Origin of the sequence: Streptomyces sp. NPDC057099 (assembly GCF_042671245.1) — a bacterium.
Taxonomy (GTDB): domain Bacteria; phylum Actinomycetota; class Actinomycetes; order Streptomycetales; family Streptomycetaceae; genus Streptomyces; species Streptomyces purpurascens.
Genome location: NZ_JBHUTX010000050.1, coordinates 25,242 through 38,119 on the forward strand (window position 1 = coordinate 25,242; position 12,878 = coordinate 38,119).

13 protein-coding genes are annotated in these 12,878 nt (G+C 72.8%); 4 read left to right on the plus strand and 9 right to left on the minus strand.

The window, feature by feature from the left end; genetic code table 11:
* Positions 1-31: 31 nt before the first annotated feature.
* Complete coding sequence (locus ACFT4A_RS35865) at positions 32-1,570, minus strand: acyl-CoA carboxylase subunit beta (protein WP_382838988.1); 1,539 nt, start codon at positions 1,568-1,570, stop codon at positions 32-34.
* 220 nt (positions 1,571-1,790) lie between these two features.
* Between ACFT4A_RS35865 and ACFT4A_RS35870 the strand changes: the two genes are divergently transcribed.
* On the plus strand, positions 1,791-2,042 hold the full coding sequence (locus tag ACFT4A_RS35870; RefSeq protein ID WP_382838990.1) for a DUF5133 domain-containing protein: 252 nt from the start codon (positions 1,791-1,793) through the stop codon (positions 2,040-2,042).
* A 44-nt stretch (positions 2,043-2,086) separates the two neighbouring features.
* Here ACFT4A_RS35870 and ACFT4A_RS35875 read toward each other — a convergent pair whose 3' ends face one another.
* Positions 2,087-3,058 carry a GlxA family transcriptional regulator gene (locus ACFT4A_RS35875; protein ID WP_382838993.1) on the minus strand — a complete coding sequence of 324 codons (972 nt, stop codon included), beginning with the start codon at positions 3,056-3,058 and terminating at the stop codon, positions 2,087-2,089.
* A 188-nt stretch (positions 3,059-3,246) separates the two neighbouring features.
* Between ACFT4A_RS35875 and ACFT4A_RS35880 the strand changes: the two genes are divergently transcribed.
* A complete protein-coding gene (locus tag ACFT4A_RS35880; RefSeq protein ID WP_382839069.1) occupies positions 3,247-3,720 on the plus strand; it encodes a hypothetical protein in 474 nt (157 codons plus the stop codon).
* 141 nt (positions 3,721-3,861) lie between these two features.
* A complete protein-coding gene (locus ACFT4A_RS35885) occupies positions 3,862-4,065 on the plus strand; it encodes a hypothetical protein (protein ID WP_382838996.1) in 204 nt (67 codons plus the stop codon).
* 62 nt (positions 4,066-4,127) lie between these two features.
* Here ACFT4A_RS35885 and tgmB read toward each other — a convergent pair whose 3' ends face one another.
* From tgmB to ACFT4A_RS35900, 3 genes are all read right to left on the minus strand, one after another.
* Positions 4,128-5,111, minus strand: coding sequence for an ATP-grasp ribosomal peptide maturase (gene tgmB / locus ACFT4A_RS35890; RefSeq protein WP_382838999.1), 984 nt, complete (start codon positions 5,109-5,111; stop codon positions 4,128-4,130).
* Positions 5,112-5,127: 16 nt separating this feature from the next.
* Positions 5,128-5,319 carry a putative ATP-grasp-modified RiPP gene (tgmA, locus tag ACFT4A_RS35895; RefSeq protein WP_184586832.1) on the minus strand — a complete coding sequence of 64 codons (192 nt, stop codon included), beginning with the start codon at positions 5,317-5,319 and terminating at the stop codon, positions 5,128-5,130.
* A 131-nt stretch (positions 5,320-5,450) separates the two neighbouring features.
* The gene (locus ACFT4A_RS35900) at positions 5,451-5,762 is read right to left on the minus strand and encodes a YkvA family protein (protein WP_382839002.1); all 312 of its coding nucleotides are present in this window, start codon (positions 5,760-5,762) and stop codon (positions 5,451-5,453) included.
* Positions 5,763-6,741: 979 nt separating this feature from the next.
* Here ACFT4A_RS35900 and ACFT4A_RS35905 point away from each other — a divergent pair.
* Entirely contained in the window at positions 6,742-7,917 is a 1,176-nt protein-coding gene (locus ACFT4A_RS35905) for a hypothetical protein (protein ID WP_382839004.1), read from the plus strand.
* A gap of 3 nt (positions 7,918-7,920) precedes the next feature.
* Here ACFT4A_RS35905 and ACFT4A_RS35910 read toward each other — a convergent pair whose 3' ends face one another.
* The 4 genes from ACFT4A_RS35910 to ACFT4A_RS35925 all read right to left on the minus strand — a co-directional run bounded on the left by ACFT4A_RS35910 (position 7,921) and on the right by ACFT4A_RS35925 (position 12,815).
* On the minus strand, positions 7,921-10,077 hold the full coding sequence (locus ACFT4A_RS35910; RefSeq protein WP_382839007.1) for a xanthine dehydrogenase family protein molybdopterin-binding subunit: 2,157 nt from the start codon (positions 10,075-10,077) through the stop codon (positions 7,921-7,923).
* Positions 10,074-11,078: an FAD binding domain-containing protein gene (locus ACFT4A_RS35915; RefSeq protein ID WP_382839009.1), complete on the minus strand. Its 1,005-nt coding sequence runs from the start codon at positions 11,076-11,078 to the stop codon at positions 10,074-10,076. Before ACFT4A_RS35915 ends, ACFT4A_RS35910 begins: the two co-directional genes overlap by 4 nt.
* Complete coding sequence (locus tag ACFT4A_RS35920) at positions 11,075-11,605, minus strand: (2Fe-2S)-binding protein (RefSeq protein WP_382839072.1); 531 nt, start codon at positions 11,603-11,605, stop codon at positions 11,075-11,077. Before ACFT4A_RS35920 ends, ACFT4A_RS35915 begins: the two co-directional genes overlap by 4 nt.
* Positions 11,606-11,699: 94 nt before the next feature.
* A complete protein-coding gene (locus ACFT4A_RS35925) occupies positions 11,700-12,815 on the minus strand; it encodes a hypothetical protein (protein ID WP_382839011.1) in 1,116 nt (371 codons plus the stop codon).
* Positions 12,816-12,878: the final 63 nt, after the last annotated feature.

Genomic DNA, 12,878 nt, shown 5'->3' on the forward strand with positions numbered 1-12,878 from the left:
TGCATCGGCCTACGAGTCGAAAAGGGCGAGGTCAGAGCGGGATGTTGCCGTGCCGGCGTTCCGGCATCGGCGCGCGTTTGCCGCGCAGGGCGCGCAGCGCGCGGCAGACCTGCTCCCGGGTCTCGCGCGGTGCGATGACGGCGTCGACATAGCCGCGCTCGGCGGCGAGATACGGCGTGCCGTGGGTGTGCTCGTACGCGGCGAGAAGCCGGGCGCGCAGCGCCTCCGGGTCGTCGGACGCGGCGAGTTCACGCCGGTGCAGCACGCCCACGGCCCCCTCGGCGCCCATGACGGCGATACGGGCGGTGGGCCAGGCGAGGTTGACGTCGGCGCCCAGATGCTTGGAACCCATCACCGCGTATCCGCCGCCGTACGCCTTGCGCACCACCACCGTGACCTTGGGCACCGTCGCCTCGGCGTAGGCGTACAGCAGTTTCGCTCCGCGCCGGATGATCCCGGCCTGCTCCTGCCGTACCCCGGACAGATACCCGGGCACATCGGCGAAGGTCAGCAGTGGGATGCCGAACGCGTCGCAGAACCGTACGAACCGCGCCGCCTTCTCCGACGCGTCGATGTCGAGGACACCGGCGGCGCACAGCGGCTGGTTGGCGACGACGCCCACCGAGCGGCCCTCGACCCGGGCCAGGGCGCAGATGATGTTCGGCGCGAACAGCTCCTGCACCTGGAGCAGTTCACCGTCGTCGACGACCGCGTGCAGGATGTCCCGCATGTCGTAGGCCTCACCGAGCCGGTCCGGGACGACGTCGTCGAGCCCGGCCCCGGGCGGAGCGTGGCCGGGCGCGTACTCCGGGGGCCGTTCCAGGTTGTTGGCCGGGAGGTACGACAGCAGGTCGCGCACGGTGTCGAGGGCGTCCTCCTCGTCGGCGGCCAGGAAGTGGGCGTTGCCGTTGACGGTGTTGCTGGTGCGGGCGCCGCCCAGTTCCTCGGCGGTGGTGCGCTCGCCGGTGACCGTCTCGATGACGTCGGGGCCGGTGACGAACATGTGCGAGGCGCCCTCCACCATCACCGTGAAGTCGGTGATCGCCGGGGAGTAGGCGGCGCCGCCCGCACACGGCCCCAGGACGACCGAGAGCTGCGGGATCACCCCGGACGCCTTGACGTTGCGGCGCACCAGCTCGGCGTAGAGGGCGAGGGCGGCGACACCCTCCTGGATGCGGGCGCCGCCGGAGTCGTTCAGGCCGATCACCGGGCAGCCGGTCTTCAGGGCGAGGTCCATCAGGGCCACGGTCTTCTCCCCGAAGGCCTCGCCCATGCTGCCGCCGAACACCGTCGAGTCCTGGGCGAACACGCACACCTGGCGGCCGTCGACCGTGCCGTACCCCGTGACCACCCCGTCGCCGTAGGGGCGGCGGGCGTCCTGACCGGCGGGCCGGGCCCGCACGAACAGACCCGTCTCGGTGAAGGAGTCCTTGTCCACGAGCCGTTCGATCCGCTCCCGGGCCGAGAACTCCCCGCGCCTGCGCGGCCCGCCCGGGGCCACCGCCCGGTCCCGTCGTGATGCCAGGCCGGCGACGCGTCCCGCGGTGCTCCCGCTCACCTCTGTGCTCACAGCCACCTCCGAAGGGGCTCTCGAATATGGCAGCGAGGCGGGGAGGTGCCGGGCGAATCACCGTTCTGTGTGGGGGAGTTGAGTCCTCCGGCAGGGGGTTTCATCCCCCGGTGACAACAGACCGATCAATTCCAGTCATTTCCACCCGGGGTGCGTAAAACATGTGAATGGTTCCGCGTGGTTCGGGCATACGCAGCGAAAACAGAGAGAGGGGCGCTACGTGCTCGTACCGGACCGGAAGGTCGTCAGGGAGTTGCTGACGCGGTACGCGTCGCTGAGGATCGCTCAGGCGGAGAGGCACGTGCCGACGGCGGCACGCGAGCTTGACGACGTCAGCTACACGCTGTGCGTGATGATGGGGACGTCCGTCATCCACGACGCCATCGCCAAGGCCGACACCCTGCTGCTCACCAAGGGGCGGTCCGAGGCCGCGGAGGCGGACGGCGAGAGCGGCTTGACGCTGGTCGGCTGACAACGTGTGAGACCCGGCGCACGGCCGGGTACCGCCCCGGTGGCCTATGGACGGGCCGCCGGGGCGTTCGTCTTCCCGTGGAACGCCGAGCGGTACGCGTACGGCGTGGTGCCCACCACCTTGCGGAACCGCTCCCGGAACGCCGTCGGCGAGCCGAACCCCGCCTGGCGCGCGATCCGTTCGACCGAGTGGTCCGTGTTCTCCAGCAGATACTGGGCGCGCCGCACCCGCGCCCGCAGCAGCCACTGCAACGGCGTGGTGCCGGTCTGCTCGCGGAAGCGGCGGCTGAAGGTCCGCTCGCTCATCCCCGCGCGCGCCGCCAGGGTGCCCAGCGTCACCTCGTGCGCGAGATGGTCCTCGATCCACTCCAGCAGCGGCTCGAACGCCGACCCCCGGGGCACGGGCGGGTGCTCGTGCACGATGAACTGGGCCTGCCCGCCCTCCCGTTCCAGCGGCATCACCGACATCCGGGCGATGTTCGCCGCGACGGCCGACCCCAGATCCCGCCGGATCATGTGCAGGCACAGATCCAGCGCCGCCGCCGCGCCGGCCGAGGTGAGGATCTGCCCGTTGTCGACGTACAGCACGTCCGGCTCCACCTCGACGTGCGGGAACCGCCGGGCCAGCTCGCCGGCGGCCACCCAGTGCGTGGTGGCACGCAGCCCGTCCAGCAGCCCGGCCTCCGCCAGCACGAAGGCACCCACGCACACGGACGCGATCCGGGTACCGGACTCGGCCGCCCGCCGCAGCGCCGCCAGCACCCGCGCGGAGGGCGGCGCGGCGTCGGGGGAGCAGCCCGGCACGATGACGGTGTCGGCCTCCGCCAGCGCCTCGAGACCCTGGTCGATGCGCAGGGTGAAACCGCCGTCCGCGCGCACCTCCGGCGTCTCGGCGCACAACCGGACCCGGTAGGCGGGACGCCCGTCCGGCATATGGGTCCAGGCGAACGTCTGCTGGGGCGCCGCCATGTCGAACGGCACCACTCGGTCGAGAACCAGGATCGCCACGGAGTGCATGCCCGTCACCCTAGGTGTGTTCCCGCCGGCGGTGTGACCCGGGGACAGGGCGGCCCGGGAAGCGAGGGCGCAGGTCGGACGAGTTGGCGGGAATCCGTTGGAAGCTGTCGTTCCAGCCGCTGGGCGATCACGCCCCGGCTCCCTAACGTGAGCCCGGCATCGTCGATCGCGTCATGGAAAGAGTTCCGGTGACCAAGTTCCTGCTGTCCCTCCATGTCCTGGCCGCCATCGTCGCCATCGGTCCCGTGACCGTCGCGGCCAGCATGTTCCCGCCGGCGGCGCGCCGCGCGGCCGCCGCGCCCGGCGACGGCCCCGACCCCTCGGCGGTCGGCACGGTCGCGCTGCTGCACCGCATCTGCCGCGTCTACTCCGGGGTCGGGCTGACCGTCCCGCTCCTCGGGCTCGCCACCGGTGCCGCGATGGGCGTCCTGGGCAGCGGATGGCTCGTCACCTCCATCGCGCTGACCGCGGCCGCCGCCGGGATCCTGGTCGCGTTCGTCCTGCCCCGCCAGGAAGAGCTGCTCGACCGGCTGAAGGGCGAACAGGCCGTCGATCGCCAGGGCACCGTTCAGCTCGCCATGTTCACCGGCATCTTCAACCTCCTGTGGGCGACGGTCACCGTCCTCATGATCGTCCGGCCGGGGTCCACCACGGGAGCCTGAGAGTCCCGCCACTCCACCTGGCACAGATGTCCGTTCTGCGTCAAGTCATCCCACGGAATTCACACTCCGGGATACCGGGCCGCCTAGACTCGTCAGTCTTGCCCCCGCACGGGGACGACAAGCAGAAAGGCACGTTGCCGGGTGTTCCAGGATTCCCCCATCTACGACCGACTCATCGCGGAGTGCGGCGATGTGCCCGCACAGGTTCGCCGCGAGGCCGAACGCGTGAGCAGGGAACTGGAGATGGTCATGCGGCCCTACCAGTCCCCCGGCTACGACCGCCCGCAGGCCCCGGGCACGGGCTGGCAGCGCACGGCCATGCTCCCCGCCCCGCGGCAGCCGTGAGCAGGGAGGCGGGGCCGTCGCCGTGAGACCGCCCGGGACCGGCGCGTGGCCCGGCCCGGTGCTCAACGGACCGTCGTGCTGGAGCCGTTGACATGCGGTGACTCGTCGGGGATCGGGCGGGCCAGCCACTCGGCGATGGTGCGCGCGATCGGCTGACCCGTCTCCACCTCGACGAACCCGAACTGCCCCGACTGGTTGCACTCCAGGAACCACCAGGTCCCGTCGGCGTCCTCGACGAAGTCGAAGGCGCCATAGGCCAGTTCGGCCCCACGCATGTACGACTGGACGCCCGCCGCGATGCACGACGGCACTTCGGTCGGGCACCAGGGTGAGCCGGGCGCGGCGAAGCGCACGTCGACGTCGTCCGGGTCCGCGTCCGCTGCGGTCGCCTTGCGGGCTGCCACCAACTGCTCACCCACGACGGTGAGCCGGATGTCGGCCCGCTTGGCGACCCGCCGCTGTAACAGCGTCGGCCCGAACGCGACGGCGGAGAAGTCCGTGTCCGGCGCGACCCGGCTGGTCGGCACCGCGCGGGGCGGGTCCTGCGGATGCGCGCCCGACACCGGCTTGACCACCAGGTCCGGGTAGCGCTCGGCGAACTCGCGGGCGGCCCGCGGGAAGGTCGTGATCAGCGTCGCCGGCACGGGCAGGCCGCACCGCTGGGCGAGACGCAGCTGCCACGGCTTGTGCCGGGCCCGGCGGGCCGCGTCGGGGTGGTTCATCCAGCGCGCGTCCGAGCCCCGCAGCATGCCGTAGAGGGCCTGAGCGGCCTCCTCGGTCAGCCATGCGGACGGCTGGGCCGCCCGCCCGGCCGGAGTGCCGGGCCGGCGCACCCAGACCGAGCGCAGTCCTCCGATGCTCACCAGCCGTCCCCCGGCGGACAGATGGCCACGGAAACGCCCGTGCACGTATTCACCGGACAGCGCGACACCGCCGGTCAGGTCGGCGGGATCGACGCGGACCACCGGAACCCCCGTCGCGTTCAGGTGCACGACCACCATGTCCGCGGTCACGTCCTCCTCGCAGGTGAGGATCAGTACGGTCATCTTCGGCGGCCCGTGGTCAGTCGTCGAAGTGGGTCTTGGAGCCCGCTGTGGACGTCGTGGTGCCCACCTCTCTCAGCAGGCCGAAGTCGCTGGCCGCGATTCGGCCGTCGAGGAGCACGTTCAACTGCAGTCCGGTGTCGTACACATACGGAATAGCAGCTTCCAACTCCACTGCCGGGCGCGCGTAGTTGAGCGCGAACGGTTGCATCGTCTCTCCCTCGTCGGTACTGCGCCGACCAAGCGTTGGTCATTGGGCGCGGCCCCCCGGCCGCTCGCTTGTTTCGGCTTCCAGAGACTTATACGAATCGAACGGGTGGTTGGTTTCCTTACTCTCCGTAGTTATTGGGCCGGTTCGTGGTCAGCCCGGCGTGTCGTCCTGCGATTCCGCTCGCCGAGAGAGCCACGGACGGTACGCAGAGCGAGCAACAGGACACCGATGTCGTCCAGGTACACCGGGTCGGGCAGCACGTCGGCAGGCAGGACGAAATAGAGAACCGCGCCCCAGAAGACCCAGCGCGGCCCCGTGGGCAGGCCCGCGCTCCGTAGGTCGCGTCGGGTCCGGACCAGTCTCAGGAAGATACGGATGGCGAGGATGAGGACGAGGGCCGCGAGAATCGCGGCCAGGGTGATCACCGTTGCGGTCGTATCCACGGGTTGCCCTCCTCCTGGCGTGCCGCGACACGGGGTGTCCCTACCTGGATTCCCGTTTCCGGCGGCTGTATTGCGGCCGGAGCCCGACATGTCGGCGAGTCGGAGGATTTTCCCGTGCGGGTGGTCATCCCGGTGGCTCACACGAGTGGCACGGGGTGAAGGGGGCGCCTAGTAATGGTCAGCGTAACGTCGCTCGTCACACGACGGGGGGCGCAGGAGCGGCCGCACTCTTCCCATGGAGGCGAGTATGACCACCTGCTCTTCATCACCCCGCTCGAACGGGTCCGCCATAACCGGCGAGTCGAACGGGTCCGCCCAGCCGTCCGCCGACACCACCGTTGCCACCGGCACGTACCAGGTGGAGCAGACGAGCACACAGCCCGCCGCCCCCTCGCACGAGACGTACCGTGCGGGCACCGAGCCTCCCGCCACATCCCATCCGGCGGGCCCGCCGGGTACGGAGCCGTCCGCCCCGCCTGCTGCCCCTGCCGTGAACGGGGCGGAGCAGGTGTCGGCGCCGACGGCTGCTTCTGGCGTGGACGAGGTGGCTCTGTCGTCTGCCGGGCCTGCCGCCCCTGTCGTAAACGGGGCCCATCCGACGCGGTCGGCTGTCGCCGCTGCGGACGAGGCTGCCCCTGCCCCTGCCCCTGCCCCTGCCCGTGCCTCGGACCAGGCGGCTGTGGCCTTCGACCGGTCCGCTGCTCCCGTTTCGGGCACGGCGACCGAGCGGTCTGCCGACCGGAGCGACCCGGCGTCCGCCCAGCCCGCTGACTCGGGGCCGCATCAGACGGACCGTCTGTCCGCGCCCGTGGGTCCCGGCTCGGACCCGGTGAGCCCGTCGTCTGTTGGGCCCGCTGATTCGGGGTCCCACCAGGCGGACCGTCCGTCCGCGCCCACCGGCTCCGGCCCGGACCCGGTGAGCCCGTCGGCTGTCGAGCCCGCTGACTCGGGGCCGCACCAGGCGGACCGCCCGTCCGCCGTGCCTGTGGCCCTCCGCAAGGACCTGGTGGACTCGCGGCCCGACCGGCTCACCGAGCCGGTGGACCCCGTGCCGGGAGAGGCCGCTCAGCGCGGTGGGTCCGGCGTGGGCGAGGCGGAGCAGTCGGGGGCGCGGCCGTTCGTGATCCGCTCGTTGGACGACAACCCGGTGGAACTGCGGCCCGGCACGGGGCCGGCCCCCGCGCCGTACGGTGACGCGGTCAGCGACCTGGTGCACGCCGCCGTGGCCGACCGGCCCCTGGAGGAGGTCGTCGCCCTCATCACCTCGCTGGAGAAGTCGCCCGACCACGCCGAGGCGATGGTCGACGCACTCCGCACGGCCGGCGTGGAGCGGCGCGTGGAGGACGTGAGCAGGATGATCGCCCTGCTGACGAAGCCCCCGCGCGACGCCGACAGCGCGGACGAGGCGATCCGGGCCGCGGCCGCGCACCGGCCGGTGGAGGAAGTGACCCGGCTGGTCGTCCTGTTGCACAGAGAGCCGCAGATGCCCCACGTCCGCGAGGAGGCACTCCGCGCGGCCGCCACCGGCAGGTCCGTCGGGGAACTGGTCGAGCTGATCGACCGCCTCGGCCTGGAGCGGCTGGACCGCAACGGCCGCGTCCCGACCGGCTCCACGCCTCCCGAGGCCGAGACCACACAGCCACTGACGCCCGTCCGGCCGGCCAGGCGCCGCGAGATCCGCCGGACCCTCGACTCCTCACCGTCGGACCGCGACCGCGCGACCGAGCGGCTCACCAGGTCCATGGCGTGGTCGAGTTGGCTCACGGCCCTCGCCCTGGCCGTGTGCGCGGTGGCCCACTTCCCGCTGCAGCGCGGCGGAACGTCCCTGGACCTGCACGCCATAGCTCTCGGCCTGTCCGTGCTGTGCACGGTGCTGGCGCTGCTGCTCGCCCTGCGCCCCGTCGCGCCGGTCCTGGTCGGGGCGGTGGTGGTACCCACGGTGCTGGCCGGGGCCCAGGCGTACGGGAGTTCCTTCCCGTCGGCGGCCCTGACCCGGGCCGTGGACCTCGCGGTCGCCCCGCCGTGGTTCGCCGCCGGTGCCGCCGTGTGCACGGCGCTGCTGGCCCTCGTAGCCCTGATCTTCCGCGCGGTGGCGCCCTTCGCGGGCGGACAGTGGTCCCTGCCGGCGACCGAGGCACGCAGTATGGCGGAGTGACGCCTACGACTGCCGTACCGGACCGGATCCGCTCGTAGCGGGTCCGGTCCGGACGTCGTTCGTCGCCCGGCGATCGAGCAGCCCGGCCAGCACCCGGTCCGGCGTCAGCGGGATTTCCCGGAAGCGGACGCCGGTGGCGTGGTGCACGGCGTTGCCGATCGCGGCGGCCGTCCCGACGATGCCGATCTCCCCGATGCCCTTGCTGCCCATCGGGTTGAGACGGGGATCGTCCTCGTCCAGCCAGTGCGCCTCGATCTCGCCGACGTCGGCGTGCACGGGCACGTGGTACGACGCCAGATCCGACTCGGTGAAGTCCCCGAACGCGGCGTCCATCGTGCTGCCCTCGGTCAGCGCCATGCCCAGCCCCATCGTCATGCCGCCGACGAACTGGGAGCGTGCCGTGCGGGCGTTGAGGATGTGCCCGGCGGCGTACACCCCGAGCAGCCGGCGGACCCGGACCTCGCCGGTGACCGTGTCCACCGCGACCTCGGCGAAGTGCGCCCCGAAGGCGTGCCGGGACCAGGCGCTCTCGGTGTCCGCCGCGCCCCTGGTGTCCGCGCGGACGTCGAGGCCCTGCTCCGGCAGCGGCCCCGCGTGCTCGGCCAGCCGCCGCGCCAGCTGGGCACAGGCCTCGTGGACCGCCCAGCCCCAGGAAGCGGTGCCGGACGAGCCGCCCGCCAGCGGCGCCGACGGAAGCTCACTGCTGCCGACCTCCGTCCACACCCGCTCCAGCGGCACCCCGAGGGCGTCGGCGCCGACCTGCGCGAGCACGGTCCTGGCCCCCGTACCGATGTCGGTGGCGTTGATCCGCACCAGGAACGTCCCGTCGGGCAGCGCGCGGGCCGTCGCAGCGGCGGGCCACACCATGACGGGATACGTCGCCGCCGCCACGCCCGTCCCCACCAGCAGGGGCCCTTCCCCACCGGAGCCCGGGCGGGGATCGCGCCCGGCCCATCCGAAGCGCCGGGCACCCTCGCGCAGACACTCGACCAGGTGCCTGCTGCTGAACGGCTTGCCGCTGTCGGGTTCGACGTCCGGCTCGTTACGGACCCGCAGCTCGACCGGGTCCATGCCCAGCTCGCCCGCGAGCTCGTCCATGGCGGACTCCAGCGCGTACATCCCCGGAGCCTCGCCCGGCGCCCGCATCCACGACGGCGAGGGCACGTCCAGCGCCGCGACCCGGTGCACCGTACGGCTGTGGGGCGTCGAGTACATCACGCGCGCGGGCACCGCCGCCTGCTCCACGAACTCCTTGATGCGCGAGGTGTGGGTGGTGACCTCGTGCACCAGGGACGTGAGGCGGCCGTCCGTGTCGGCACCGAGCCGCAGCCGGTGCAGGGTGGGAGCACGGTGCCCGACGACGGCGGGCAGATACCGGCGGGGGAGGGCCACGGTGACCGCCCGCCCGGTCTGCCGTGCCGCCATCGCGGCGAGCACCACGTCGGGCCGTGGCGTGCCCTTGGACCCGAAGCCGCCGCCGACGTGCTCGGCGGTGACGACGATCCGCCTCTTCGGCAGGGCGAACAGCCCGGCGAGCACGGCCCGTACGGCACCGGCGCCCTGACTGGAGGTGTGCACGGTCAGCCGGCCGTCGTCCCAGCGGGCGGTGCTGGCGTGCGGTTCCATGGGGTGGTTGTGCAGCGGCGGCACCCGGTACGCCACGTCCACCCGGACGGCGGAGGACTCGAAGGCCCTGTGGGGGTCGCCGCGTTCACGGACGGCCGGATGACCGGCGTTGGCCTCCTCGGGTACGTACACGCCCGGGTGCGAAGCGGTGAGCCGCACGTCGTGTTCCTCGGCGTCGTAGGCGACGCGGACCGCGGCGGCACCGGCCCGGGCCGCCTCCAGGGTCTCGGCCACCACCAGGGCCACGAACCAGCCCCGGTGCGGAACCCGAGCGTCCTGGAGCACGGCGAGCGTCGGATCGTCCGGCTCGGCGAGCCGCGGCGCGTTCTCGTGGGTGAGGACGGCGAGGACACCGGGCAGGGCCAGAGCCGCCGCCGTGTCGACGCCCGTCACGCGGCCCCGGGCGACGGTCGCCGGCACGGGCCAGGCCTGGGCCCGGCCGGGGGAGTGGTACTCGGCGGCATAGCGGGCGGTGCCACTGACCTTCTCCCGTCCTTCCCGGCGCTCGGCGGGAGCGCCCACGCCGCCGGTCATGGGGTCCTCCTCGTGAGCGCCTCGTCCGCGACCCGGGACAGCACGTCCACGGCGAGATTGCGGGCCAGCGGCACCTTGTACGCGTTGTCGCGCAGCGGCCGCGCGGCGGACAGTTCGAGGTCGACGGCGTGTTCGAACGCGGCGGCGGTCGGAGCGGCGCCCAGCAGCGCCTCCTCCGCCCGCCGGGCCCGCCAGGGGCGGTGCGCCAGCGCCCCGAAGGCGAGCCCGGCGTGGCCGACCACACCGTCCGACACCCGCAGCACCACCGCGACGGACGCGAGCGCGAAGGCGAACGAGGCCCGGTCACGGGCCTTGCGGTACGCCGACGGCAGTCCGGCCGTGGCAGCGGGCAGCACCACACCGGTGATCAGTTCGCCGGGGCGGATCTCGGTGTCCTGCTCGGGCCGGTCCCCGGGCAGCCGGTGGAAGTCCGCCGCCGCGACACCCCGGGCGCCCTCCGGCCCGGACAGCTCGACACGCGCGTCCAGAGCGGCCAGCGCCACCGCCATGTCCGACGGATGGGTTGCGACGCAGTGCGCGGAGTGCCCGAGCACCGCGTGATCGCGGTGGACACCGTCCCGCGCGCCGCAGCCGCTGCCCGGCTCACGCTTGTTGCACGGCTTCGACAGGTCCTGGAAGTACGGGCACCGGGTGCGCTGGAGCAGATTCCCGCCGGTCGTCGCCGCGTTGCGCAACTGCCCCGAGGCACCCGCGAGCACCGCCTGCGACAGCGCCGGGTACCGGTCACGGACGAGGGGATGGGCCGCGAGGTCGCTGTTGCGGACCATCGCCCCGATCCGCAGCGCACCGTCCGGCAGCTCCTCCACCGCGTCCAGCGGCAGCCGGGTGACGTCGATGAGGGCGGCGGGCCGCTCGACGCCGAGCTTCATCAGATCGACGAGGTTGGTGCCGCCGCCGAGATAGCGGGCACCGGCGTGCGAGGCGTACGCGGAGGTGGCCTCCTCGACGCTCCCGGCACGGACGTAGGCGAACTCCTTCACGGGATCACGTCCTCCACCGCCTCGGCGATCCGTGGATACGCGCCGCACCGGCACAGATTGCCGCTCAGCCGCTCCCGGATCTCCTCCCGGCCCAGCGGCACCGGCTCACCCGAGGGCGCCGCGGGGTCGGTGACGTGCGAGGGATGACCGGCCGCCGCCTCGGCGAGCACACCGGCCGCGGAGCAGATCTGGCCCGGGGTGCAGTAGCCGCACTGGAAGGCGTCACGCTCCAGGAAGGCCTGTTGCAGCGGGTGCGGCTCCTCACCGTCGCCGGACAGGCCCTCGATCGTGGTGACCTCGCAGCCGTCCAGGGCGACAGCGAACAGCAGACAGCTGTTGACGCGCCGCCCGTCCACCAGGACCGTGCAGGCGCCGCACTGGCCGTGGTCGCAGCCCTTCTTGGCGCCGGTGAGGTCGAGATCCTCCCGCAGGAGGTCCAGCAGGACCCGCCGGTGGTCGACGGTGAGGGTGTGGGGCTTGCCGTTGACGCGGAGTGCCGTCTCCGAGTGGTACTGGTCGTTGCCCATGGCGTGGAGGACCTTCCCGGGCGGGCCGTACTGCCGTACGGACCGCGTATCCACCTGGCCACGACTGACACGTGCGCCCCGCGAGGAAGGCTTCCTAGTGCTCGTCCCGGGACGGGGCCACGGGGCGCTGGGATTTGCCCTTGAAGCGTTCGAACGTCCGTGTGAGCTGCTGGAGCGGGGACCCGACGGGAGCACCGGAGGGCTGCTGCCGCGCGGGCGCGGTCCCGTCGGACTCCTGGTAGGCGGTCAGGGCCTCGTGGGCGCGCTCGGCCGCCTCCCGGTACAGGTCGCGGGACTTCGTCATGGCCTCCAGCGCGTCGGCGTACATCGCCACCAGACCGCGCTGGCGGTCCAGCTCCTCCTGGAGATTCAGCAGGTGCCAGTCCTCCCGCAGCGCCTTGAGGGCGTTCTCGGCGCCGTCGGGCAGGGGCCTCGGCAGCGCGGCGAACCGCTTCACCGCCTCGACGAGGTCGGCCGGCTCCGAGCCGTCGAGGAAGACCGCGCGGACCGAGAAGTCCTCGGCGTCGTACCCCTCCGGTGCCGGGGTGCCCGGCAGCACGACGGCGCCGCCGCGCGCCACCTGCACGCCGGAATCCCGCAGGGCCCAGTTGAGTCCCCGCGACTGCTGGGGGAGGGCGCGGTGCTCCACCACCCGGGGCCGCAGGCCCGGCGGCAGCCACCGCGCGATCGGCATGCGGCCCTTCTCGTCCGTGGTCATCGCCTCGTGGACGACCACATGGATGTGCCATCCGCCGCGCACCGCGTTCCGGAGCAGGCGCTTGGTCTCCTTGTCGTCCTGGGGGAGCGGATTGATCTCCCGCAGGGACAGGTCCACGGCGTCCCGGTCCCAGGCGGCGTCCGGCTCCTGCGGCCAGAACAGCCCGGTCGGCGACGGCCAGTCGTCGCTCCACGGCTCCTCGGCCTCCGCGACCAGGATCCACTCCTGCCCCTCGCCCTCCGGACCGGGCGTCACACTCAGCCGGGCCCGCACGGTCACCCCGTCACCGACCTGCCAGCGGGCCTCGAAGACCCGCTCCGACGGGCCGGCCTCGGCCTCGGACAATTCCAGAAAGTCGTCGATGTCCCGACTGTCCTTGCGCTGCTGGAGCGAGCGCCGGAGAACGTCTTCCGCGGCACCGGAGGCATGACGGCCGCGCGCCAGCCACACCGTGGCGGGCGTCTGGGGGCGGACGGTGGAGGAGATCGGCATGGGTCCATCTGTGAGCTGGGAGCAGGTGTGCCTGCCAGTATCGTCACCGCAGGCCGACCGGGA